At 43.1% G+C, this 23,738-nt stretch carries 23 protein-coding genes; 10 read left to right on the top strand and 13 right to left on the bottom strand.

Features of this window, described 5'->3' with window-relative positions; all coding sequences use genetic code 11:
• Nucleotides 1–9: 9 nt before the first annotated feature.
• Both Xenpb_RS04440 and Xenpb_RS04435 read right to left on the bottom strand, forming a co-directional pair.
• The gene (locus tag Xenpb_RS04440) at nucleotides 10–390 is read right to left on the bottom strand and encodes a DNA-binding protein (protein WP_187653254.1); all 381 of its coding nucleotides are present in this window, start codon (nucleotides 388–390) and stop codon (nucleotides 10–12) included.
• Between the two features lie 75 nt (nucleotides 391–465).
• On the bottom strand, nucleotides 466–813 hold the full coding sequence (locus Xenpb_RS04435; protein ID WP_187653253.1) for a DNA-binding protein: 348 nt from the start codon (nucleotides 811–813) through the stop codon (nucleotides 466–468).
• Between the two features lie 187 nt (nucleotides 814–1,000).
• On the opposite strand from Xenpb_RS04435, the gene Xenpb_RS04430 reads away from it, so the two are divergent.
• Entirely contained in the window at nucleotides 1,001–1,267 is a 267-nt protein-coding gene (locus tag Xenpb_RS04430) for a helix-turn-helix transcriptional regulator (protein ID WP_099112671.1), read from the top strand.
• A 112-nt stretch (nucleotides 1,268–1,379) separates the two neighbouring features.
• Here Xenpb_RS04430 and mdh read toward each other — a convergent pair whose 3' ends face one another.
• Complete coding sequence (gene mdh / locus Xenpb_RS04425; RefSeq protein ID WP_187653252.1) at nucleotides 1,380–2,318, bottom strand: malate dehydrogenase; 939 nt, start codon at nucleotides 2,316–2,318, stop codon at nucleotides 1,380–1,382.
• A gap of 535 nt (nucleotides 2,319–2,853) precedes the next feature.
• On the opposite strand from mdh, the gene argR reads away from it, so the two are divergent.
• Nucleotides 2,854–3,324: a transcriptional regulator ArgR gene (gene argR, locus Xenpb_RS04420; protein WP_099112673.1), complete on the top strand. Its 471-nt coding sequence runs from the start codon at nucleotides 2,854–2,856 to the stop codon at nucleotides 3,322–3,324.
• A 100-nt stretch (nucleotides 3,325–3,424) separates the two neighbouring features.
• Here the strand turns inward: argR and mpl are convergent, their stop codons facing one another.
• Nucleotides 3,425–4,795, bottom strand: a complete 1,371-nt coding sequence (gene mpl, locus Xenpb_RS04415) for a UDP-N-acetylmuramate:L-alanyl-gamma-D-glutamyl-meso-diaminopimelate ligase (RefSeq protein WP_187653251.1) — start codon at nucleotides 4,793–4,795, stop codon at nucleotides 3,425–3,427.
• Nucleotides 4,796–4,967: 172 nt separating this feature from the next.
• Between mpl and fbp the strand changes: the two genes are divergently transcribed.
• The 3 genes from fbp (at nucleotide 4,968) to ppa (ending at nucleotide 10,633) form a co-directional block, all read left to right on the top strand.
• Nucleotides 4,968–5,972, top strand: a complete 1,005-nt coding sequence (gene fbp / locus Xenpb_RS04410; protein ID WP_187653250.1) for a class 1 fructose-bisphosphatase — start codon at nucleotides 4,968–4,970, stop codon at nucleotides 5,970–5,972.
• Nucleotides 5,973–6,406: 434 nt separating this feature from the next.
• The gene (locus Xenpb_RS04405; protein ID WP_187653249.1) at nucleotides 6,407–9,922 is read left to right on the top strand and encodes an inverse autotransporter beta domain-containing protein; all 3,516 of its coding nucleotides are present in this window, start codon (nucleotides 6,407–6,409) and stop codon (nucleotides 9,920–9,922) included.
• Between the two features lie 180 nt (nucleotides 9,923–10,102).
• Nucleotides 10,103–10,633, top strand: a complete 531-nt coding sequence (gene ppa, locus Xenpb_RS04400; RefSeq protein ID WP_047962404.1) for an inorganic diphosphatase — start codon at nucleotides 10,103–10,105, stop codon at nucleotides 10,631–10,633.
• Nucleotides 10,634–10,750: 117 nt separating this feature from the next.
• On the opposite strand, the gene Xenpb_RS04395 is transcribed toward ppa, so the two are convergent.
• From Xenpb_RS04395 to Xenpb_RS04385, 3 genes are read right to left on the bottom strand one after another with little or no spacing between them, the layout of a single operon-like run.
• Complete coding sequence (locus tag Xenpb_RS04395) at nucleotides 10,751–11,098, bottom strand: gamma-glutamylcyclotransferase (protein ID WP_187653248.1); 348 nt, start codon at nucleotides 11,096–11,098, stop codon at nucleotides 10,751–10,753.
• A gap of 2 nt (nucleotides 11,099–11,100) precedes the next feature.
• Nucleotides 11,101–14,892 (bottom strand): translocation/assembly module TamB domain-containing protein, encoded by a 3,792-nt coding sequence (locus Xenpb_RS04390; RefSeq protein WP_187653247.1) that lies wholly within the window; start codon nucleotides 14,890–14,892, stop codon nucleotides 11,101–11,103.
• Nucleotides 14,889–16,631, bottom strand: coding sequence for an autotransporter assembly complex family protein (locus Xenpb_RS04385; RefSeq protein ID WP_187653246.1), 1,743 nt, complete (start codon nucleotides 16,629–16,631; stop codon nucleotides 14,889–14,891). Before Xenpb_RS04385 ends, Xenpb_RS04390 begins: the two co-directional genes overlap by 4 nt.
• Nucleotides 16,632–16,767: 136 nt before the next feature.
• On the opposite strand from Xenpb_RS04385, the gene msrA reads away from it, so the two are divergent.
• Together msrA and Xenpb_RS04375 are read left to right on the top strand one after the other, a co-directional pair.
• Entirely contained in the window at nucleotides 16,768–17,415 is a 648-nt protein-coding gene (gene msrA, locus Xenpb_RS04380) for a peptide-methionine (S)-S-oxide reductase MsrA (RefSeq protein ID WP_187653245.1), read from the top strand.
• Nucleotides 17,416–17,594: 179 nt separating this feature from the next.
• On the top strand, nucleotides 17,595–18,926 hold the full coding sequence (locus Xenpb_RS04375) for a hemolysin family protein (protein ID WP_187653244.1): 1,332 nt from the start codon (nucleotides 17,595–17,597) through the stop codon (nucleotides 18,924–18,926).
• Nucleotides 18,927–19,037: 111 nt separating this feature from the next.
• Here Xenpb_RS04375 and Xenpb_RS04370 read toward each other — a convergent pair whose 3' ends face one another.
• Nucleotides 19,038–19,244: a DUF1107 domain-containing protein gene (locus Xenpb_RS04370; protein ID WP_099112778.1), complete on the bottom strand. Its 207-nt coding sequence runs from the start codon at nucleotides 19,242–19,244 to the stop codon at nucleotides 19,038–19,040.
• A gap of 340 nt (nucleotides 19,245–19,584) precedes the next feature.
• Between Xenpb_RS04370 and Xenpb_RS04365 the strand changes: the two genes are divergently transcribed.
• On the top strand, nucleotides 19,585–20,142 hold the full coding sequence (locus Xenpb_RS04365) for a YtfJ family protein (protein ID WP_187653243.1): 558 nt from the start codon (nucleotides 19,585–19,587) through the stop codon (nucleotides 20,140–20,142).
• A gap of 91 nt (nucleotides 20,143–20,233) precedes the next feature.
• Here the strand turns inward: Xenpb_RS04365 and cysQ are convergent, their stop codons facing one another.
• Together cysQ and fklB are read right to left on the bottom strand one after the other, a co-directional pair.
• The gene (gene cysQ, locus Xenpb_RS04360; RefSeq protein ID WP_187653314.1) at nucleotides 20,234–20,977 is read right to left on the bottom strand and encodes a 3'(2'),5'-bisphosphate nucleotidase CysQ; all 744 of its coding nucleotides are present in this window, start codon (nucleotides 20,975–20,977) and stop codon (nucleotides 20,234–20,236) included.
• A 211-nt stretch (nucleotides 20,978–21,188) separates the two neighbouring features.
• Entirely contained in the window at nucleotides 21,189–21,809 is a 621-nt protein-coding gene (gene fklB / locus Xenpb_RS04355) for an FKBP-type peptidyl-prolyl cis-trans isomerase (protein WP_099112685.1), read from the bottom strand.
• A gap of 154 nt (nucleotides 21,810–21,963) precedes the next feature.
• Here fklB and Xenpb_RS04350 point away from each other — a divergent pair, with 154 nt between their 5' ends.
• Together Xenpb_RS04350 and Xenpb_RS04345 are read left to right on the top strand one after the other, a co-directional pair.
• Complete coding sequence (locus Xenpb_RS04350) at nucleotides 21,964–22,221, top strand: AbrB/MazE/SpoVT family DNA-binding domain-containing protein (protein WP_047962413.1); 258 nt, start codon at nucleotides 21,964–21,966, stop codon at nucleotides 22,219–22,221.
• Entirely contained in the window at nucleotides 22,221–22,550 is a 330-nt protein-coding gene (locus Xenpb_RS04345) for a type II toxin-antitoxin system PemK/MazF family toxin (RefSeq protein WP_047962414.1), read from the top strand. The genes Xenpb_RS04350 and Xenpb_RS04345 overlap by 1 nt, the downstream gene beginning before the upstream one ends.
• Before the next feature lie 143 nt (nucleotides 22,551–22,693).
• Here Xenpb_RS04345 and rplI read toward each other — a convergent pair whose 3' ends face one another.
• From rplI to priB, 3 genes are read right to left on the bottom strand one after another with little or no spacing between them, the layout of a single operon-like run.
• Nucleotides 22,694–23,146, bottom strand: coding sequence for a 50S ribosomal protein L9 (rplI, locus tag Xenpb_RS04340; RefSeq protein ID WP_099112686.1), 453 nt, complete (start codon nucleotides 23,144–23,146; stop codon nucleotides 22,694–22,696).
• Nucleotides 23,147–23,184: 38 nt separating this feature from the next.
• On the bottom strand, nucleotides 23,185–23,412 hold the full coding sequence (gene rpsR, locus Xenpb_RS04335; RefSeq protein ID WP_000135199.1) for a 30S ribosomal protein S18: 228 nt from the start codon (nucleotides 23,410–23,412) through the stop codon (nucleotides 23,185–23,187).
• Nucleotides 23,413–23,416: 4 nt separating this feature from the next.
• On the bottom strand, nucleotides 23,417–23,734 hold the full coding sequence (gene priB, locus Xenpb_RS04330; RefSeq protein WP_099112687.1) for a primosomal replication protein N: 318 nt from the start codon (nucleotides 23,732–23,734) through the stop codon (nucleotides 23,417–23,419).
• Nucleotides 23,735–23,738: the final 4 nt, after the last annotated feature.

The raw sequence follows: 23,738 nt of genomic DNA, 5'->3' as shown, positions 1-23,738 counted from the left end.
CCGGATTGTTCAATCCGGGATACTGTCTTTATTATCAATATCTTGAATGATTGCGTATTGGACGAGGCTGGCTAGCCCTTTTCTCAAAATAAATTTAACTATTCTTTCCCTTTCTGACTTGGTTAGCTGATAATAAGCTTCTACCCAAATCATAAACGGGTCCTGTCGTTTATTTCGGTAATATTCGACCGAATTCTCACTGACAGTCAGTACATTCAGAACTTCTTCTGGCAAGCTGTTGACATTATATTCAAGCGCCTTTCCCTGCACTCCACGCTTACGGCGTTGCTCCCAACCCTCGCGTCTTGCCATCAGGTTGACTCCTTGGGGAGACGATGGCAGCCCTGCGAGGCCGATGAGTTCCTTTGCAGAATACCATTCTTTTTTCATCTCTTTCTCCTCGCTTTGTACCGGAGCAGTGAAGAGAAAGCCAAATTTTAAACATTTGGCTTTTCAAAAGCTGCCTCAAGTAGCTGTGATTTTTTCCAAAAAACTTCTTATGCCATCTCGTAATATCACTTCGGTAATTACCTCCTTTTCTTCCTCGGTGAGTAAATTAAATGCACTTACCCAAATGGATAAAGGATCTTGCTTCTGAATCTGATATTCCGCTGATGTTTCATGAAGTTCCAAGGCCTCCAAGGTTGATTCAGGGAAACAAGAATAATGGTATTCAATCGCCCGTCCTTGAACACCTGTTCGTTTTTGCCTCAACCATTCTTCACGTTTTGCTCTGGCATTAACTCCTTGTGGTGATCTAGGTAACTCGCCTACACCGGTCAACTCCATTGCCGTATACCACTCTTTTTTCATAATGTTTCTCTATTTTTGTAACCAAGTTCAAAAAAGAAGTTATTAAGAAAAAATTAGAAATATTTTTAGAAAAAATAATGTTATTTTATTTTCTTAATAACAGATTCGTGTTCGTTATTAATTTCACACTAACGCTTTAGTTATACCACTAATGTGGCTTCAAATTTAATAGGAAAGGATTAAAAAAATGATTTCTATGAAATCTGATTGGCATCCTGCTGATATTATTGCTGCTTTACGTAAACGTGGAACGACGCTAGCAGCAGTTTCTCGTGAAGCGGGTCTGAGCTCATCAACTTTGGCGAATACACTTTCTCGCCCATGGCCCAAGGGAGAATGGATAATAGCGAATTATTTAGAATTACATCCGTCTGAAATATGGCCAAGCCGCTATTTCGATCCACATACGGGAGAACTATTAGAAAGAAAAGTCAGAGATAAAAAGAATAATTAGCTATCAATTTAATTATCCAAAGAAAAACCGCTAGTTATTTTCGAACTAGCGGTTTTAGTTATCTAATATATTTAACTTAATTCGTATATTAATAAATTACGAATTAAATAAATCAACTATTAATAAATTGTTCGCCTAACTCAATATCTTTATTCAAAACATCCAGCATGTTATCTAATGACTTCTGTTCGAAAGCACTCAACTTGCCAATATCTAAATGTTCTTCGATACCATTTTTACCCAAGCGAACAGGCTGAGCAAAGAAACGAGCATATTGACCGTCACCTTCGACATAGCTGTATTCGATAACATTGCTTTCGCCTTGCAGACCACGGATCAGAGAAAGCCCTAAACGTGCCGCTGCCTGTCCCATGGACAGAGTAGCCGATCCGCCACCTGCTTTCGCCTCAACCACTTCAGTGCCTGCGTTCTGGATACGTTTGGTCAATGCTTCAATTTCTTCATCAGTGAAGCTAACACCTGGAATTTGAGACAACAGTGGCAGAATAGTTACGCCTGAGTGCCCACCAATAACCGGAACTTCCAGTTCTTCTGCTTTTTTGCCTTTCAGTTCAGCAACAAAAGTATTGGAGCGGATAACATCCAGTGTTGTCACACCGAACAGGCGATTTTTATCGTAGACACCTTCTTTTTTCAGAACCTCAGCCGCGATCGCCACAGTGGTATTAACCGGGTTAGTGATAATTCCGATTAATGCTTTTGGCGCAGTTTTAGCAATCTGTTGAACCAGATTACGAATGATCCCAGCATTGATATTAAACAGATCGGAACGATCCATACCAGGCTTACGTGCCACACCCGCAGAAATCAATACCACATCTGCGCCTACCAAAGCAGGGGTTGCATCTTCACCAGCAAAACCAGTGACTTTGACTTCCGTTGGGATATGGCTCAGATCGGCTGCCACACCTGGGGTCACCGGAGCAATGTCATACAAGGAAAGTTCTGAACCTGAAGGAAGTTGGGTCTTGAGTAGAAGGGCAAGTGCCTGACCAATACCACCGGCTGCACCGAGAACTGCAACTTTCATCCTGATACTCCTTAAATAAGTGCTGTAAAAAAACTTAAACCTGTTTGGTCAAGAGAGTGCTTCATTTTTCTATCATCACTACACATCACTACAGTGACAAAATGATGGCAAAGCAAACCCTCAATCCCATTCATCACTACGTTCTAAAAACAATCTGTTAACAGCCAGATTATCTACCTAATGGCCTTATGATGGAACACCAAAGTTGCTTTATTCTAGACAAAAGGCTTATCTGTTAATGAGATAACGGACACTATTTTGAGAATTATTCCAGTAATATGATTAATAGTCTGCTTGATCTTCTTACACTTCCCTTCCACATGAAAAATACAATTTAATTAACAATACATTTACTAAGCTTAATAGGTGGGAAAAATCAGTAAAAATGAAATCATTAATAGACAGACAATTAATATGGTTATAGGAGAGAATATTCAATTATGCTCGATATTTGGGTTTTTTCGTCTCTTTCTTGAATAAAAATTCACTCTTTCGCATAATGTCTGCTTCATAACGGATTCGACGATGGTGAAATATGCGTGTTCCTTCGAAACAGGAAGATTTGGTAAAAGCTTTCAAGGCATTATTGAAAGAGGAAAAATTCAGCTCTCAAGGTGAAATTGTTGCAGCACTTCAGGACGAGGGGTTTGAAAATATCAACCAATCTAAAGTTTCCAGAATGCTGACGAAATTTGGCGCTGTCAGAACCCGTAATGCAAAAATGGAAATGGTCTACTGTTTGCCGGCAGAACTGGGGGTTCCCACAGCCACCAGCCCATTAAAAAATCTGGTATTGGATGTCGATTATAACCATAGCATTGTCGTCATACGTACCAGCCCGGGGGCAGCACAGTTAATTGCACGCCTGCTAGATTCATTGGGTAAAGCAGAAGGTATTCTTGGCAGTATTGCGGGAGATGACACTATTTTCTCCACACCAGCACAAAACTTCACGACAAAACAGCTCTATGAAGCCATCCTCAACCTGTTTGACCAGGAACTCTAATCTGGTACTGTCACATACTTATAAAACCAGCGAATATCAATACAGACTAAAAGAGGATCGTCCAGCAGGTGCGATCCTCTTACGCCAATGAACTACCCGATTAGGCGACGTTTGCTTTCTTCGCTAATTCAGCCAGCAATTTCTCATGGATACCACCGAATCCACCGTTGCTCATAATCAGGATGTGATCGCCCGGCTGCGCCGTTTCAACAATCATCCTAACCAAAACATCAATGTCAGCGCTCCAACGAGCGGGTTGAATACACTGTTCAGCAATTTCAACCACCTGCCATGGAATGTTGACGGGTTGATAAAGAAAAACTTCATCGGCGCGTCCCATGGAAGGAGCGATATCATTTTTACTCGTCCCCATTTTCATGGTATTCGACCGAGGTTCCAATACGGCAAGGATCCGTGCCATTCCGCCCACTTTACTTCGCAGTGCTTCCAGTGTGGCTAAGATAGCCGTTGGATGATGCGCAAAATCATCATAAACCGAGATCTGATTGACTTCTCCACGCAGTTCAAGGCGGCGACGGGCATTAATAAATTCGCCCAGAGCCTGACAAGCATCCACAGGTTGAACGCCAACATGATGGGCGGCTGCAATCGCAATCAATCCATTATACATATTGTGCTCGCCAACCAATGACCAGTTCACTTCACCAACCCATTCGCCATGATGGAATACTTGGTAATGGCTGCTATCCTGACTGACTTTTTTCGCCTGCCAGTTTCCGGTTTCACCAAGCTGCTCTAACTCACTCCAATACCCCATTGAGAGTACCTGTTTCAGGTTAATGTCATTATCGGGAACAATGATCTTACCCGTGCTCGGAACCACTCTGACAAGATGATGGAATTGTTTTTGAATGGCGGCCAGATTTTCGAAAATATCAGCATGATCAAATTCAAGGTTGTTCATGATCAATGTGCGAGGGCTGTAATGCACAAATTTTGAACGTTTATCAAAAAAGGCGCTGTCATATTCATCTGCTTCAATCACGAAAAATGGGCTTTCACCGATTTGTGCTGAAACATCAAAATTACCCGGTACGCCACCGATCAAAAATCCCGGCTTATAACCACATGCTTCCAAGATCCATGCCAGCATACCCGCCGTTGTTGTTTTGCCATGGGTTCCAGCGACAGCCAATACCCAACGTTCCGGCAATACATAATCATGCAGCCATTGCGGGCCAGAGGTATAAGGAATGCCACGATCCAACACGGCTTCCACACAGGAGTTACCGCGTGTCATCGCATTACCAATGATCACTATATCTGGCACAGGATCGAGCTGCGCAGGATCGTATCCTTGAATCAGCTCAATACCCTGCTTTTCCAGCAAAGTGCTCATTGGTGGATATACATTTGCATCGGATCCTGTGACTTCATGGCCCAGTGAACGAGCAAGGATAGCCAACCCTCCCATGAAAGTACCGCAGATGCCAAGAATATGAATACGCATTTATTTCTACCCAATATCATGAACTGTATCACTATTCTAACCATCTAAACTGAGATTAGAAATGCAATAGCCTATGAATCATTGGATTCTTTAGCTAAACTGCCCGCGCATGAGTGCGACACAAAAGTGAAGCACGCTTCCTAAAACCACAATCAAATTCAAGGCCTTTGTCATGAAAACATTAGGCGAATTCATCGTCGAAAAACAGCAAGACTTTCCTCATGCTACAGGTGAACTGACTGCACTACTGTCTGCCATCAAGTTAGGTGCCAAAATCATTCACAGGGATATCAACAAAGCAGGGCTGGTGGATATTTTAGGTACTAGTGGCGTATCCAACGTTCAGGGTGAAGTTCAGATGAAACTGGACCTGTACGCCAACGAAAAACTTAAGGCAGCCCTCAAAGCACGCGGCGAAGTTGCAGGTATTGCTTCCGAAGAAGAAGACGAGATCGTTATTTTTGATGGCGACCGCGCAGAAAACGCGAAGTATGTTGTTTTGATGGATCCACTGGATGGTTCTTCGAATATTGATGTAAACGTTTCCGTCGGGACTATTTTCTCAATTTACCATCGAATTACTCCGATTGGGCAACCTGTCACTGAAGAGGATTTCCTGCAACCGGGAAATCGTCAAGTTGCAGCGGGTTATGTGGTTTATGGTTCATCCACAATGTTGGTTTACACTACAGGTTGTGGCGTTCACACTTTTACTTACGATCCTTCTCTTGGTGTTTTCTGCCTAACCCACGAAAAAGTCCAATTTCCAGAGAAAGGCAATATGTATTCCATCAATGAAGGAAACTACATCAAATTCCCGATGGGAGTGAAAAAGTACATCAAATATTGCCAGGAGCAGGATGAAGCCACTCAACGCCCTTATACTACCCGTTATATCGGTTCTCTGGTCGCGGATTTCCATCGCAACCTGCTGAAAGGCGGAATCTATATTTATCCAAGCACGGCAAGCCATCCAACAGGAAAATTACGTCTACTGTACGAATGCAATCCGATCGCGTTTTTGGCAGAACAGGCCGGTGGCAAAGCGAGTGATGGCGCGAACCGCATTCTGGATATCGAGCCAAATAAACTGCACCAACGTGTCCCTTTCTTTGTCGGTACAAAGTCAATGGTAGAGAAAGCTGAAAGTTTCATGGCTGAGTTTCCTGATGAATAAGTAGTTTTATTCATTAATGAATTTAAGGGGTGGTTTTCCACCTCTTTAAATATTCCAGTCCCTTCCAAACCACAAACTCATTTATCAAACTCAGAGCCTGTTCTCAGTAAGCGTTAATATTTCCTTCTCCTTAAAATAAAAAGTTAATACCCCCATATTAATGATGCAGCTTGCTATCTGCTTCTATGCTTATTGAAGCTCACGGTTTTTATTGGAAAAAATCAATTCAATATAAAAGTCATTATTTTTTGTTATCAAGTGATAACAATTTCTCATTACGCAATGTAACAAGAAATTTCCTAATGTATGTAAAGACAGAGAATATTGCTTTTTATTAAACAGACAGTTAATTCCAACAAAATTCAACTTTTCCACATCAAAGACACAATGCTTAAAGTGCTGGCAACAGCCCATATTTTATAAGGAACTCCTATATGGACTCGTATATTAATCATAAAATTATCCGACTTTCTGTTCTTATATATTCTCTTTCTTTACCTTTTATTTCGGCAAGTGCATTTTCGACAGATAAAGAACATCATGAGACTAAAACAGAAAGGAAATTCTCAGAGAAAACCCAAAAAGAAAATAGATTTGATAATGAGAATAAAGCCAATAATCATGACGAAAATGCCGATGTAGGGACTATCACCCAAAATATTCAACACATTGGACAGTTGCTATCCTCTTCCCCCTCTGAACTCACAGAACAGGCTAAATCCTACGCGTTGGGGAAAATAAATAATTCGATATCAACTGAAACTCAAAAATGGTTGTCCCAATTTGGGACAGCCAAAATTAATTTTTCCCTTGATAGAAAGGGAAAACTGGATAACGGCTCTTTGGATCTGCTGCTACCGTTCTACGACAATAAAACGGACTGGCTGCTGTTCTCCCAATTAGGTTATCGCAATAAAGATAACCGCCATACGGTAAATTTAGGGTTTGGTGGGCGCTATTTCACCCCGACTCATTGGATGTATGGATTAAATTCCTTTTATGATCATGAAATCACGGGGAGCAATCAACGATTAGGTTTAGGCGCAGAAGCTTGGACAGATTATCTCAAACTCTCAGCAAATACTTACTGGCGCTTGAGCCAATGGCACCAGTCACCGAAAGAGCAAGGCTACGAAGAGCGACCTGCCAACGGGTTTGATCTCAATAGCGAATTTTTCCTTCCCTCTTACCCTAATCTTGGTGGTAAGTTGAGTTACGAGCAATACTTCGGTGATAACGTCGCCCTGTTCAATCGAGATACCAAACAGAAAAATCCCAGTCTCACCCGGTTTGGTCTGAATTACACCCCCATTCCACTGATTACTATGGGAGTCGATTATAAGCTAGGTACGAAAGGAAACAGCGAAACGCTTTTTCTGGCGAATCTGAATTATCGCTTTGGAATCCCCTTTGCTATGCAGATTTCACCTCATAGCGTTGCTTCCCTGCGCACATTGACAGGCGGCCGTTATGATTTGGTGCAAAGAAATAACAATATCGTTCTGGACTACAGGAAAATATCAGAATTATCCATTAACTTACCCAATGACTTAAGCGGATACAGTACTCAGCCGGTTCGGATAAGTGCGAAAATCACTGCCAACAAACCCTTAAAACCGACTATCTGGACAGCTAACAAAGAATTCGGGGAAAATGGGGGAGTTATCGCATACTCTGATAGTAATTACGCTGACGTAACCCTGCCGAAATATAATATTCAAGGAGGGAACAGCTATACCCTGTCTGCCACCGTCGAAACAGAAGACGGCAGCAGTGTCAAAAAAGCCCAAACAAACCTGACTGTTGAGCCATTTGTCATTAAAGACCAGAGCATCAAACCCATTGGAGACGGCCCTGCGATTACCGATGGGAAACCCGCCTACAATCTGGCTGCAACGATCACTTACGGCAATACAAATAATGCACCTCTTAAGGACGTGACTATTCCAAATGTAAAATGGACCCTCGATCCCCCTACTGCGAATGCAAAACTGGAATGGGATACATCAGGTGCACTCAATCAACAAGGCCAGCTCATCGCAACTCTGGCAAGTACCGCAACCCTCGATAAAAATACCAAGGTTTATCTGGAAATAGCGGGTATGCCAAAAGTGGAGATAAAAGGTGACAAGCCTATCACTTTTATCGATGTTGCCTCCAAATTCAATATTTCAGATCCAAAGGTTGAACCTGAAGGCCCACTTTCAATTCTTGATGAAAATAATATTTATACCTTTAAAGCCACTATCTTGGATGAGAACAATAATCCCCTGAAAAATCAAAAGATAGAAGCTACATGGAATTCAGGAATAACAGGTCACAATAGTGGTAATGTTGTTTTCACGCCCAGCACGACCACAAATGATCAAAGCCAACTGATTGCAACGCTTAAAAGTACCGAAGAGCTGAAAGATGTCATTGTGAAACTCAGCATTAATGGAGGCAAAGAATACGCATTTAAACCCGTTAGCTTTGTCGATGATTCCAAGAGTATTGGTATCAAAAGTATAAACCTGGAGGGTAACCCGCCTTACATAGCATTAGGGAATAATAAGCCACAGACTATTAATCTAGTCATACATAATGAGCGTGGAACCCCCTATAATCAGCAACCCATCCCGGACCTTAAATGGTTCACAGAGCCTGCAGGTCTGGAGCAGAAAGGGTTGTCTATTAAGCCACAGGAAACTTCTGGGCAATATGTCACCGATCCGCAAGGTCAAATCGCAGTGCGCATCACAAGTACCCAAGCTATGAAAGGTGTGAGGATTGGATTCTCAGTCAATGGTGGAAAAACGAGAAACTACTCTGAATCGTTCGATTTCGTGGCACCAACATCTCAAGACTTAGGCGCGACATTAACAGGAGATATCACAACCAAATATTACGATTCATTGCCAGGTATTACTGACAGAAACGGATATGCCCTTAAGGTAAAAGTCATTGATAAGGACAAAAAAGAACCCATTAAAAGTCAAAGTATTGAAGACATGACCTGGGCTACAAAATGGAAAGGATCAGAAAACCATCTGCCAGAAGATTTTGTGGTCATTAACATACCCGGTCAAGCTGCCTGGACTACAGACTCCAACGGTTATGTGACGGCTTATTTAACAAGAGCAGAGAAAAAAGGAGTGCCTGAAATGTACAGTCCATATGGTATTAAAGATATCATGGGCACTGTTAAATTAAGTTCTGGCGAAACGCTCGCGTCTGCTCCTGTCAATTTCGATCCTCAATCTCAGGAAGCAAAGTTACGAATATACACATTCGAATCATCAATACATCAGCCTACAGATTCGTACAAGGATGTTAGCGAGCAAGAAAAACCGTTTACCTGGACTAACATGCTGTATTTTTACCTAGTAAGAAATGATGGTAAGTTACTCAATATCGATGAATTTCCAGAGGGTAAATTTGACATTAAAACATCCACACCAGATAACGGGATTGTATTTGATAATGATAATGGCATGATATACACCCCTACATTCTTTTTCAGAAACACTTTCAACCCTGGGCCGGTAACAGTGACTGTTCGTTTAACAGAACCCGATACGGGCAAGCTGTCAGAGCATTATTATAAATTCAATCCCCACAGGTATTTCTTCACCCCTGACTGGAGGGTTTCTGCGGGTGTTCCTCATAACGAACTCAATAAATCTTGTGAAAGCCTTGATCAAGTTCGTAAGTCAACAACAGTAACAATGGATGATATTGGAATTGGAGATGTAGGTGGAGGCAATTCATACTCTCGTGAATTCCCTGTAGAAAAGTTTCCAAGATTTGGGTTCTTCTATTCAAATAACACTACGCCTTACATACGGATCAAAGAATCAGACGCTGATAACGCACCTTACTTAGTATACAACTATAAGACCGGGAAAATAGAAGAAAAAGGTGCACTCAAAGAGGATGCCAAATTAAATCTGGTGTGTAAATTAAAGTAAGTTGCTTCACTCGCCATTAATATCACGCACAGCTTCAATAATCATTGGGGCTGTGCTACAAAACTGCCTGTAACCTTGCTTATCCGTCGCGATCTCAGCCGAAAAACCAGAGGACTTTAAGCCTGTTTTGTCTATAATACCCCACACTCCATTTTGGTTTTAAATTGAAGGAAACCTTTTATGAGCCTGAACAACGTACCGGCGGGTAAAGAACTACCAGAAGATATCTATGTCATCATTGAGATCCCAGCTAACGCAGATCCTATTAAATATGAAGTAGACAAAGAATCTGGCGCTCTGTTTGTAGACCGCTTCATGTCAACAGCTATGTTCTACCCATGCAACTACGGCTACATCAATAATACCCTGTCCCTTGACGGTGACCCTGTTGATGTACTGGTTCCAACACCATATCCATTGCAGCCGGGTTCTGTCATCCGCTGCCGCCCGGTCGGTGTTCTGAAAATGACCGATGAATCTGGTGAAGATGCAAAACTGGTTGCTGTTCCTCATACCAAATTGAGCAAAGAATACGATCACATCAAAGATGTGAACGATCTGCCAGAACTGTTACGTGCGCAAATCACCCACTTCTTTGAACATTACAAAGATCTAGAAAAAGGCAAGTGGGTTAAAGTAGACGGTTGGGACAATGTCGAAGCTGCTAAAGCTGAAATTATGTCTTCTTTCGAACGCGCTGCCAAAAAATAAACTTAACGATTAACAGCGGGTTTTGATTGTAAAAAACCTCTGCCCCTTCATGGACGCAGAGGTTTTTTTGACGCTCACTTTTATTAAAAAATGATATAAGCAGTGGATCGCTGTTCTTTATTCTTCTCCGTAGCGTTTCAACCAGTCACCACTTGTTATCCGACTCAATCCTTCTACAGGCAATTTATAAAGATAAATCCACGCCTTACCATAAGGTGTTTCGATCAGTTCCCTTTGATATTCCTGAGAGTTCTTTTTCAACTCATCCAGCTCTGTCAGTATAGATGGCGTAATGCGGTATACTTCACATTCGATTGTTCCTTCACCACGGATAACAGCGGGATAATGCCCAAGGTCATAAATCTCATAACCTTCTAACTTGTGTTCTCCTAACAGTTGGGCATCGGTCATCCAGTGATGATTACCTTGTTTGCGCCTCAGGCTACCATAAACAATAACTCGCATTTTTAAAACTCAAACTCATAGAGCAGATCTAAAGCTTGATCAATACCAGATACGGCTTCCAGATACAATCTTGGCATAACACGATAACGCAACGTCAGTGTTGCCAAAGTGTCAAAAATACCCACTCCGTACTTCACTTGTAAATCTTTGGTAATCCTGCCACTAACGACAACCTGAGATTTATCGCCAACGCCTTGAGTATCCAAAGCCAAATCAGAGACACCAAAAGTTTCACCAATCTTGCCAACTAACTGCCCACTCTGCGCAACCCCCAAACCAATCAGCATTGCCGTCATCTGAGAGTTGTCAGAATCCCCTTTTTCCAAACCTTCTCCACGCAAAAGGAAGGATAAAGCTTCTTGTTGTGATTTTGCGGGATCAGAGAAAATTTCCACTTTAGGCTTATCCGCCAGACCGGTCACTCTCACTCCGGCAATAACGCCATTCGCCGTCGATTCCGGATTGCGGATCGCTTCGATATTCAATAATGGCTGATCTGGTGGGCCAGAGAACATAATTGTTCCTCTGCGTACCTGCAAATCTTGTCCATAAGCATGGAAACGCCCTTCCGGAATATCAATCTGACCATTCAGCCCTAGCCCCTGTTTATCCTGGAGGACTTTTAAAGCTCCCTTAAGCTGTGCTTCCAGACCAAATGCACTCAAACGCACATCATTACCAATATGAACATTCAAGTTACTTTGAATCAGAATAGACGATTTTTTCTTCCCTATCGGCTGGAGATTTTTATCCAGCATCACTTCATCAGAAGAAACACCTACCGCTGATTCCGGCAGTTCCTGAACCGTAATGCGCGCCCATGGAATATCAACATTGCCATCAAGTTTCAGTAGATTTGGTGTCGCTTCCAGCACCAGATTCGGGCTGACATCGACCTTAACCATCGGCGGAACAACCACACGTAATTTGTCGGCATTAGCTGCGATTCTGGCATACCAGGCATCCAAGCTGCGCCAATCCGCATGACCATTCAGGTTTAGTTGCCCCTTAGGCGTTTTAATCATCCCATTCAAATCAGAGCTGACACCATCAAAATGAACGGCTAACTGGCCTTGAGAGATATCGAATGGCAGCCAATGACTGCTCATTTGCAGGTTATCGGCTTTGAGCAGACCGAATAACAATGGGTTCTTGGCATTCCCTCCAAGACGCAAATTCGCATTCACTCCGCCTTCCGCTTTTTCACCTTTGCCCAGAATAGGTTTAATCAACTTCAAGGAGAGATTTTGAATATCTACATTGCCCGATAATTTGCGACGGCCTTCCAAATCAGACACCTGAACATTACCGTTCAACTGTCCATTGCCAACCAGTTTGACTAACCAGTCTAAATTTGCCTTGCCATTTTTCAGACCTGCATTCAATGTCAGCGTTTCAAAATCGATCGGTAACGTAATACCTTCTACAACCTGCCGGACCTGAACACCATTCCCTTGCAAGGCGATTTTTGCTTGCGGTAATCCTTGACCTGCTACCCATTTGACATCAGCATCACCACTGAATATCCCCTTAAGCTGAGTGCTTTTATCAAGGAATGGCTGGAGCATAGCCAGGTCAAAGCGTTCAAGCGCAACTTGTGCATGACCGTTTTTCCCAGCTTCAATCGGTTTTGAAAAACACACTTGAGCATTGGGATTGAACCAACAGTGAGCTCCGACAATGGCTTTCTGTTGTAGATTAAAGTAATCAATCGTAATCGCTTTACTTAAGCGCCACTCACCGACAACCGTATCAAAATGGGTATTATTGATATTGCCTTTCCAACGTTCCTGCTGGCGATCAAAACTGCCATTAAGTGCCAACTCGCCTGATACTGGAGAACCCTCAACTTTTACTTGTAAATCATGTTGCTTTTCTGTGCCCTTGGCATTAAGTATCAGGCTATTGATGGCTAAATCTGCCTGTTCCAAATGGCGAACAACAACCGATAACTGCCCCTGAATCTGTTCCGCCGAGCGTATATCCCCCTTAACCATGGCGCTGTCCACTCGCAGGGAGTTTTGCCACCGCACCCCACGCGCATTCAAATCCGCTATGATTTGAGGCGCTTTCATATTTCCGCGCAGTTTGACATGACCAGAGATAAAACCGCCCAGTCCCGGCAGTAACCCATCCAATTGCGGCGCGTTAATATCACCATCCAGTTTCCAAGCCTCATCGGTCAGTCGCCCTTGCGCATTTAATGTATTACGCCCAAACGCAAGATCAAACTGAGGAATATCCCACTGCCCTGCCGCATTGCCTGATGCTTTACCATAAACTTTGACTGCGTTCTGCTTTACATGACCGTGAAGGGCAATTTCCGGAATCTGGAGTTGCCAGCTTCCACCATATAAACTGCCGCGTACTGCCATGTTACCATCCATTTTGGCCGGCCATTCCGGCCACTGTTTGGCCGTATTAATGCCATCCAGAACCAGTTTGGCATTCCAACTTACCGCCTTACTCCAATCAACAACCCCCGTGACGTCAGCTTTGCCCTGTAATGCAGCCAGACGCAAACGTGTTAACCGGAGAGATTCTTCATTACCTTTTGCATCCAGCATTAACAATGCCGGAGGAATATCGCTCCCCTTAATATCAGAACGAAGAGAAAGATCGTAACGGCTGGCTTGACCATTAAAGCGCAGTTTTACGCCATCAAGCTGATATTCCGCTTTTTCTTTCAATGGCCATTTCAGTTGGCTGCTTTCCAGTGTCAAGCGTAAAGGCAAGCCTGCCTTTGCCAATTCAGCCTGCGCATCCAGATGGGCAGAAACAGGCCCGGAAAGGTGTAATGCGAGATCAAGCTGCTGTAAAAAAGCCCCCTTCAGCGTCAGGTCGATTTTTTGCCCTTCCAACTCATTCAGGTTATTTAAATTATCTACCTTCCCTTTAACCATCAGGTTGATTGGCCATTGCTCAGAAAGTTTTGCTGTACCCTGTATCGCAAGTGAACCTTCTGGAGCCAACACATTCAAGGTGTTTACATCGATTTGCTGTCCCTGATTGCTGGCCTGTAGCCTCAAATCATTAATCGTGATGTCGGTATCTCCGGTCAGACGAAGCTGGCGGCCATGAATACCCTCTACAGTGATATCAAGGGGAATCGGAATATTGGGTAATTTCGTTAAGAGCGGTTTGGCAAATAACCCCTTCAAGGTTTCACTCAAGGGCTTCTCAGATTCTATCTGCTGTTTAGTCTTTGGCGTTGTTTTCTGTACTGCACCAATGGGTTCAGGCGGCGATTTTGGCAATTCGACCAACAGATTAATGATTTCCGTTGGCTTTAATCGTAACTGTTTTTCCCGCCACTGAGCGCCAGATTTAAATTCATCCAATGCAATAGCGATATCATCCACTGTGACATGGATATTTTTCAAAGAAAGCAAATCCAGTGAAATAGGATAAGGCGTTGTCAATTCGGTCAAGGGTTCCGATGCCGGGGAGGGTTCCGATGGTGGAAGTTCAGCCGTATTTACCGAAACAGAGACTCCTTCAGTCGTCAGGGCATTGACACATACGTGACTGTGTTTCAAACAGGAAAGCCGTAATGAGAGATGTAAATTGTCAGCACTGACATTAACACCCGGCATCTGGTATTTCACGCCTTTTAACGTTAGGTCGCGCCAACCTCCGCTGACACTGGCAATATCCAATCCGGGCACCCAACGTGCCGCACTGTTAATCACAAAGTGCAGACCCGTTTGTGTGCCAACCAATCCTACAACCGTCATCAATAACAGGCCAACAATCAGCAGGAAAATAATACTGACCCTTTTTACCCACTTCATAGTTCAGCCCCTAGACCGATATAAAATTCAACATTGTGATTATTTGGATCTCCGATTGGCGTTGCCAAATCAAATTTTATCGGCCCAACAGGTGAAGCCCAGCGCACACCTATCCCCGCGCCTGTTTTGAAATTACTTCTTCTAATGTCATCCACTGCCTCACCTGAATCTACAAACAAAGCACTCCACCAATTACCATAAATATTGTATTGATATTCCAACGAACCAACGGCCAGTTTTGATGCCCCGACTAATTTACCCTCTTTGTCTGTCGGTGAAATTTTCTGGTACTTATAACCACGAATACTGCGATCACCACCGGCAAAGAAGCGAAGATCCGGCGGCACTTTTTCGAATTGACTGGTTTCTATCCAGCCCAGATCTGCCCGTACCACAAAACGATGATTTTCCCGATAAGACCTGACCCAAACGTGATGTGCCTGTAACACGAGGAAGTCCACATCAGACGACCAAGTTTTATCAGAAATATCTATTGAATAACGCTGACTATCGCCCCAAAAAGGCATAGTTCCGCCACGCTGACGAAGGCGGCTGACACTTATCCCCGGATAAAGCAGCATGGTGGTATTTGTCACATTGGCCTGAGTAAAGTGGCTGAGACTCCAGCGAATATTGACACCATACTGCCAGCCAGTAGAGCGATCCCAGTTACGGGCAAGGTTCAATGTTGCTGTGTCCGCAGTCGTGTCGTTGATATCTTTACGTTTATAACCCGTTTGCAGTTCAAAATATTCTTCGAGTGGATTGGCCTTCAGCGGCATCTTGTAAGATGCGTCAATGATTTGTTCCCGAGCAGAAAGGTTAAGACTGGTGCTCAAACTATGCCCACGGGAATTAAGCCAGGGCTTTTTCCATTTTGTTTGTACACGAGGGCCAACATCAGTAGCATAACCCCCACCCAATTCAACATAGTTGGCAGAACGTGGGACTAACGACGCATCCAGTGGCAATATCTTATCCTGACTCTCGCGCCCTACTTTAAAATCAGGTACAACAACCGCAGAATTAAACCAACCCGTATCTACCAAACGACGGTTGAATTCCGCCAACTGTTCCGATGTGTAATATTCATCTTTTTTGAAAGGAATCAGGTTATTAAGGTAAGTTTCACGAATTTGCGAACCATGGAATATGACAGGGCCAAAACGATAACGTTGCCCGCTATCGAAATCGAAATCCCAAATCGATTCATGCAGCTCTTTTGACACCCCTAATTCACTCTTCTTCATCACGGCATCAAAATACCCTTTTTTGACCGCCAGATTAGTCAATGCACCTTTAAAACTTTCATATTCCCCGTGATTAAGAATGGTCCCTTTTTTGGGTGTATTTCTTTTGATGAGGGCGGCATAATCTTTATCTGTTTTTGCACCACCTTCTAAATCAACATTCACTTCAGTCACTCGCACAGGCTCACCAAGGGTGACCTTTGCAGTCAGAACAGGGCGGGCTGGCGGAGTATTCTCTTGATAGGTAAATTCAACAGTGGGATCATAATATCCCAGTGGACGAAGTCCTTGTCGTATCGCTTTCTCCACACGCGCGCGAAAACGACCATCAGGAGATACTTCATCAGTACTGATATTTGAAAGTTGCACTCTGGCATTTTTTTCCAATTCGCCAGAAAGTCCTTCTACTTTTAACCGTAAATTTGCACTGTAAGCCGATGGAGTGACGATAGATACAAAAAGCGCGCATATGAGGGGGTATCGTGACACTCGGACTCCTAATATTTATCTATCTACAGGGTAAAATTCAACAATATAAAAATGCTGTAATAAGTTAATTCTGGTAAAGTTTTAAAGATATACAAACAACACTTAACCATAAAACCCGTGAATAATAGGAGGAATCTTGCCAAATTCAGTCAATGAAAGCCAACATGTTTCTTCACAAGATGCTTTATCTGGTAGGGCCACCCCATTAACTGTATCACCCTACCATGTCATCACACAGCATGCGATAGACAACATTCCAGAAAATATGGAAATCGCCTATGTAGGAATGGGATGTTTCTGGGGCGTTGAACGTCTTTTCTGGCAACAGGAAGGCATTTATACCACCTCTGTAGGTTACAGTGGCGGCACAACGCCAAATCCGACTTATGAAGAAGTTTGCACAGGCTCAACCGGACATGCCGAAGTGGTCAGGATTGTGTTTGATCCAACTAAGATAACCTATACACAGCTATTAACGCTGTTCTGGGAAAACCACGATCCCGCCCAGGGTATGCGTCAGCACGGTGATATCGGCACACAGTACCGTTCTGCCCTTTACACCGTTTCAGCACAACAATATGAGCAAGCGATTGCCAGCCGCGACCAATTCCAGCAAGCGATGACTCAAAATGGCGACCAACGTACTATCACGACAGAAATCCTTGAAACCGGGCCATTCTATTTTGCCGAAGATTATCACCAGCAATATCTCTACAAAAATCCTGAAGGATATTGTGGATTAGGTGGTATTGGAATCTGCTTCCCACCAACGCACAGAAACTAGTCAATTTAGTTAGCCCAATGTTATAATTATTGGGCTAAATTCAACGCCTGATGGAATTAGGCTATTATTTACTTTACGGCATATCGCCGTAATTTTTTATTTATATGTTTTTTCATCTCCCCTCCAGTGCTATTCAAATAACACCTACCCTGTCGCTGGAGACAAGATACGGATACTTTATGTTAAATAGTTTATTAGTCATAATCTTGCTTTGTGCCATTAGTGCATTTTTTTCGTTATCAGAAATTTCTCTGGCTGCTTCAAGAAAAATCAAATTAAAACTCATGGCTGATGAGGGAAATCTCAATGCTGCCCATGTCCTTAAGCTACAAGAAACTCCCGGCATGTTCTTTACTGTCGTTCAAATTGGCCTGAATGCCGTCGCAATCCTTGCAGGGGTTGTTGGAGAGTCCGCTTTTTCTCCCGCTCTTAAAGCCCTGTTTATAAAGTTTATGCGCCCGGAATGGGCAGACCAGCTAGGTTTTCTCTGCTCTTTTACCATCGTTACGAGTATCTTTATCCTGCTTGCTGATTTAACCCCTAAACGCATTGGTATGACTCAGCCCGAAACCTTTGCCGTGAAAATTATCAACCCAATGCGTTTCTGTCTGGCTATCCTTAGCCCGCTGGTCTGGTTGTTCAATGGCCTCGCTGACTGTATCTTCAAAATCTTTAAGATCCCAATGGAGCGCAATGAAGACATCACCTCCGATGATATTTATGCTGTCGTTGAAGCAGGCGCAATTGCAGGCGTACTACGTAAACAAGAGCATGAGCTGATTGAAAATGTTTTTGAACTGGAATCACGCACTGTACCTTCTGCTATGACCTCCCGTGAAAGTGTGGTGTATTTTGATAAAAGTGAAGATGAAAACAGCATTAAAGAAAAGATCTCCACCCATCCCCATTCAAAATTTCTTGTTTGTGACGGCGACATTGATCATGTCATTGGTTATGTAGATTCAAAGGATCTACTCAATCGCGTCCTGAACGGGCAAAGCCTCAACCTGAAAGAAGGCGTTCAAATCCGCAATGCCCTTATGATCCCGGATACTCTCTCACTTTCTGATACATTGGAAAGTTTTAAGGCCGCGGGTGAAGACTTCGCAATCATTCTCAATGAATATGCTTTGGTAATGGGAGTCATCACTCTCAATGACGTTATGACCACATTAATGGGAGATTTAATCGGTCAGGGACAAGAAGAACAAATCGTTGTCCGAGATGAAAATTCATGGCTGATTGAAGGTGGCACACCAATTGAAGATGTCATGCGAGTTCTGGATATTGATGACTTCCCAGATTCCAGTAATTATGAAACCATCGCCGGCTTTATGATGTTCCGTTTACGCAAAATTCCCAAGCGCACAGATTCTGTGAAATTTGGCAGCTATAAGTTTGAAGTGGTGGATATTGATAACTATAAGATCGATCAATTGCTCGTGACAAAAGTTGTTGATCCCTTTGCTCAACCCAACCAATCCAGCACCAAACAGCCGCATGAAGCGTAAGGCATAAGGTGTAAAAATAACCAAAAAACGGCCGAAAGGCCGTTTATCATACTAATGATGCGCGATTAATCATGGCACATATCTATCAGTAAATGAGCATTTGTAGAAAAATCACCCCATTTCGGTCTGTAGGCGCAATACTTGCTGATTAACTTCACTCATGACATTGAAATGACGTTTATCTTTTATCTTCGGTGGTAAAATCTTCCCGTAGTTAAATTCAAAAGCACCCATGTCTTTAATGTATAAGCGCCCACGAAATAGGGTCTTTACGTAGAGAGCAATTTTCAGTGGGTTATAGTGGTGAAAGATTTTCATCTCTGTTTTTTCCTCCCATGCTTCTTACGATACCATTCTATTGCATCACACAATCACATCACACAACCAGTGAATCAAAAGACACATCACCGTCATGCAGAATGTATAGACTACATTTATAGAAATTTGTTCCCCTCAAATGCAAAGATTCAATCACTAATTCAACATAACATCATGAAATTAAATAGAATTATTCAACAAAAACACATTATTAGGCTTATACATTGTTCTGAATGTTACCAAAATGTTTACTTTTTTGAGGACAGACCAGTTAACAAGCGCTATGCTGAGTATGATGTTCCCTGATAACATGCCACACCATGTCAAATAAGGTATAAATATGATAAAAAACATCACGTTAACTGCATTATTGAGTTTAATGCCAATATTTGCATTCGCCCATAACATCACGTTGGGACAACAAGTTCCTGCGGTTAGTGTGACAGATAAAGGTGAGCTGTTGCTTAACGATGGCAAATTCAGCTACCAAAATTGGAGTACTACCGAGCTTCCGGGAAAAGTGAGAACGATCCAGCATATTGCCGGTCGTAGTTCTGCAAAAGAAATGAATGATCCTCTGATTCAAGCATTGAAAAATGCGAATTTACCTAAGGATCAATATCAAACAACCAGCATCGTAAATACTGATGATGCTATTTTTGGCACCAGCATTTTCGTCCGTAATAGCCTTGAAGACAGCAAAAAGCAGTTTCCGTGGTCACAATTTATTGTCGATAGCAACGGGTTGTCTAAAACAGCCTGGGGATTGGAACCTAAAAGTTCAGCAATCATCGTGCTGGATAAAAACGGTAATGTGAAATTTGTCAAAGATGGCAAACTAAATAACGAAGAGATCACTCACGTTATCAGCATCATCAAAGACGAACTGAAAAAATAGCCTGAGCCGCAAGCCGATTTTCAATTGCGGTAATTTTAATGATCGTACAGTGATAATGGCTCTAACATTGTGAGCCATTATCACCTTCACATTAAAAAATACTGACTCTGAACCCTGGATTCAGGAAAGATTCACGCGGTGTGTAATTCAGTGTTTTTCCTTCCCAGTCCGTGACATGTGCACCTGCGGCAATTGCAACAGCATGACCCGCACCAGTATCCCAAATATTGGTTGGCCCAAAACGGGGATAAAGTTGGGCTTTTCCCTCGGCAACCATACAGAATTTAAGTGAAGACCCTACCGAAAGTGTATCGTGATTCCCTAATTGGGTAAGATAGTCTTTCAACTCCTCATCATCCCGATGAGAACGGCTGACGACGACGATTGGTCGCGTCGCAGACATCACTTTAATGGGAAGCGTTTGACCATTGGCTTCCTTCCACGCCTGACGGCCTTGCCCTGAATACAAGACATTCTGCACAGGAACATAAACGACACCCATGACAGGTACGCCGTCTTCAATTAATGCAATATTGACGGTAAATTCACCGTTCCGACGAATGAACTCTTTCGTCCCATCCAGTGGATCAACCAACCAATAGCGCTGCCAGTTCTTCCGCTCTTCCCATGAAGGAGGATCTTCCTCTGATAACAACGGGATATCAGACGCAATGCGCAATAATCCTGCTTTAATGATCTTATGAGCGGCAATATCTGCAACAGTAACAGGTGAGTCATCCGTTTTATGTTCCACCTGCAACGGTTCCTTAGCCTGATAAACCTCCATGATCGCCGCGCCTGCTTCCCGTGCTAATTGGCAGATCTGTTGTAGCATCATACACCTCTGCATTCATTATTCAGCTATCCCCTTACGCTTTCAAATTGAAAACTATCTGGGCATACCCCTTGAAGCTACATTTTTAGCGCATTTTTTACTGGAATAGCGAATACTTTATTGCTCAATGATTCCCAAATTCCTCAATAATCCCAAAATGCACACAAAAAAATAGCCGGTTAACCGGCTATTTTTTTGATCCAATAGAAAATTACAGGATTTCCAGCAATTCCACTTCGAAGATCAATGTGCTGTAAGGAGGGATAGACGCGCCTGCACCACGCTCACCATAAGCCAAATTATGAGGAATATAGAGTTCCCATTTAGAACCTACTGGCATCAGAGTCAAAGCTTCAATCCAACCTGGGATCACGCCGCTGACAGGAAATTCTGCTGGTGTGCCACGTTGTACTGAACTATCAAATACCGTGCCATCAATAAGACGACCAGTGTAGTGAACACGAACACGGTCAGTACGAGCCGGAATAGAACCTTCGCCTTGTGTCAGAACAGAAAACTGCAAACCAGATTCAGTACTGCTTACGCCTTCACGCTGAGCATTTTCTGTCAGAAATTTTTTGCCTTCTTCTGCCATCGCCTGCTGACGTTCACGACGAACGCTGTCAGCACGTTCATGTATTTCACGCAGCGCACGATGCAGCTCTTCTACAGGAATCGCAGGAGAACGGCTTTCCAGCGCATCACACAGCCCTGCCAACAGCGCTTCGGGTTCCAGTCCCTGTAAACCAGATTCCTGTAATTGTTGCCCAACCTGCAAGCCAATACCGTAACTTGCCCGCGCTTCAATAGACTCAAAAGAAGGTGTTGTCATGAAAATACCTGTTATTAAATAAGTGAAGGTTCAAGCATAACAGCACTGTCTGGATGGGTAAACGCGTGAGGAGTTTTTAAAGGAAGTTTTACTCTTGTAAAACAAAAATACATTATTATACTTTAGTATAACTTGAATAAAAGGAGGGCCAGACATGACTGCTGTTGTCATCCGCCAATCTGGTGGAGCTAACATAGTTAGTATCCCAAAAGCCATTGTGAAAACGCTTAATTTGCATACTGGCTCAAAATTAGACCTATCCATTCAGGATAACAAAATTGTACTTACACCAATCAAAGAAGAGTTGACGCTGGAATCATTGTTGGCTGGAAGCCCTAAAGAATGTTTCACGGTAACAGATGAGGATAAAGAGTGGCTCAACGCTAAGCCTGTTGGTAAGGAAATACTCTGATGTACATACCAGATAAAGGAGATATTGTCTCAATAGACTTCGATCCGAGCGCAGGAAAAGAAATCATGAAACGCCGTCCTGCATTCGTGATCTCTCGCAAGATGTTTAACGAGCATACCGGATTTGCTGTTGTAGCCCCAATCACCAGTACAGTGAGGGGAATGAAGTTAGAAGTTCCCTTACCCGAAGAATTATCTACCCAAGGTACCATTCTTATTCATCAGGTTAAATCCTTAGATTTTTTGGATCGTCAGGTCAAATTTATTGAGAAAGCACCTCAAGACATTATCGACACAGTGACCGAGATAACTAAGGCCATTATTTCATAGGTCAATATTAGGTAAGGACTCAAGCCAGAGAATTTCCACACTGTTGATTGGCTTTCAGAATCAAAATAACTTCTTGGTTTAAATAACAAAAAACGCTGGCAATGCCAGCGTTTTTTGTCACATGTTCTTCAGCTAATCAGGGATTAAGCTTCTGGAACGATGTTAACGTTCAATTGTGCGAATACATCGCTGTGTACTTGGAAGTGAACTTCGTGCTCACCAACAGTACGCAGAACGCCGTTAGACAGGCGAACTTCGCTCTTAGATACTTCAACGCCAGCAGCAGTCACTGCATCAGCGATGTCACGAGTACCGATAGAACCGAACAGTTTACCTTCGTCACCTGCTTTAGAAGCGATGGTGACAGAACCCAGTGCATTGATTTTCTCTGCACGAGCTTCTGCTGCTGCCAGAACGTCAGCCAGTTTAGCTTCCAGTTCAGCACGGCGAGCTTCGAAGAATTCGATGTTTTTCTTAGTTGCAGGAACAGCTTTGCCCTGTGGTACTAAGAAATTACGGGCATAACCCGCTTTAACGTTAACTTGGTCACCCAGGCTACCCAGGTTTGCTACTTTATCAAGCAGAATAACTTGCATTACCTTATCCTCTCAAAGTCGTTAATGGACTGAGCCTATTACTGATGACGATCAGTGTAAGGCAACAGAGACAGGTAGCGCGCACGCTTGATAGCACGAGCGAGCTGGCGCTGGTATTTTGCACGAGTGCCAGTAATACGGCTTGGTACAATTTTACCGCTTTCGGTAATGTAGTTTTTCAGCGTAGCAATGTCTTTATAATCGATCTCTTGTACGCCTTCCGCTGTGAAGCGGCAGAACTTGCGACGACGGAAATAACGTGCCATTTGGCTAGTCTCCAGAATCTATCAATTCAATCTGCTCGGCATGAAGAACCAATTTGTTAAGACCATTACGCCCATAATGGGAATTAATGAATCCTGAAACAGTGATTCGACTGCCGACCGTTATACTGTGAGTATATTCCTGTAACAATTGTCCGCTGGCAATGACGGGCATTCTGCACCATGACTGCCTGCTGAATCCGGCTTCCTGTTGCTGTGAACGATGTTCAAGCACAAACTGACAATGTGGAATGCCGGATGGACTGACTCTTCGTATCGGTGTCTTGCACACTGTGCCAGAGAGCACCAAACGATTCGTTGTCACGGTG

This window comes from Xenorhabdus sp. PB62.4, from assembly GCF_014467285.1.
Lineage (GTDB): Bacteria > Pseudomonadota > Gammaproteobacteria > Enterobacterales > Enterobacteriaceae > Xenorhabdus.
Note: the sequence above shows the minus strand (reverse complement) of the source record. Positions and strands in the feature narration are given on the sequence as shown.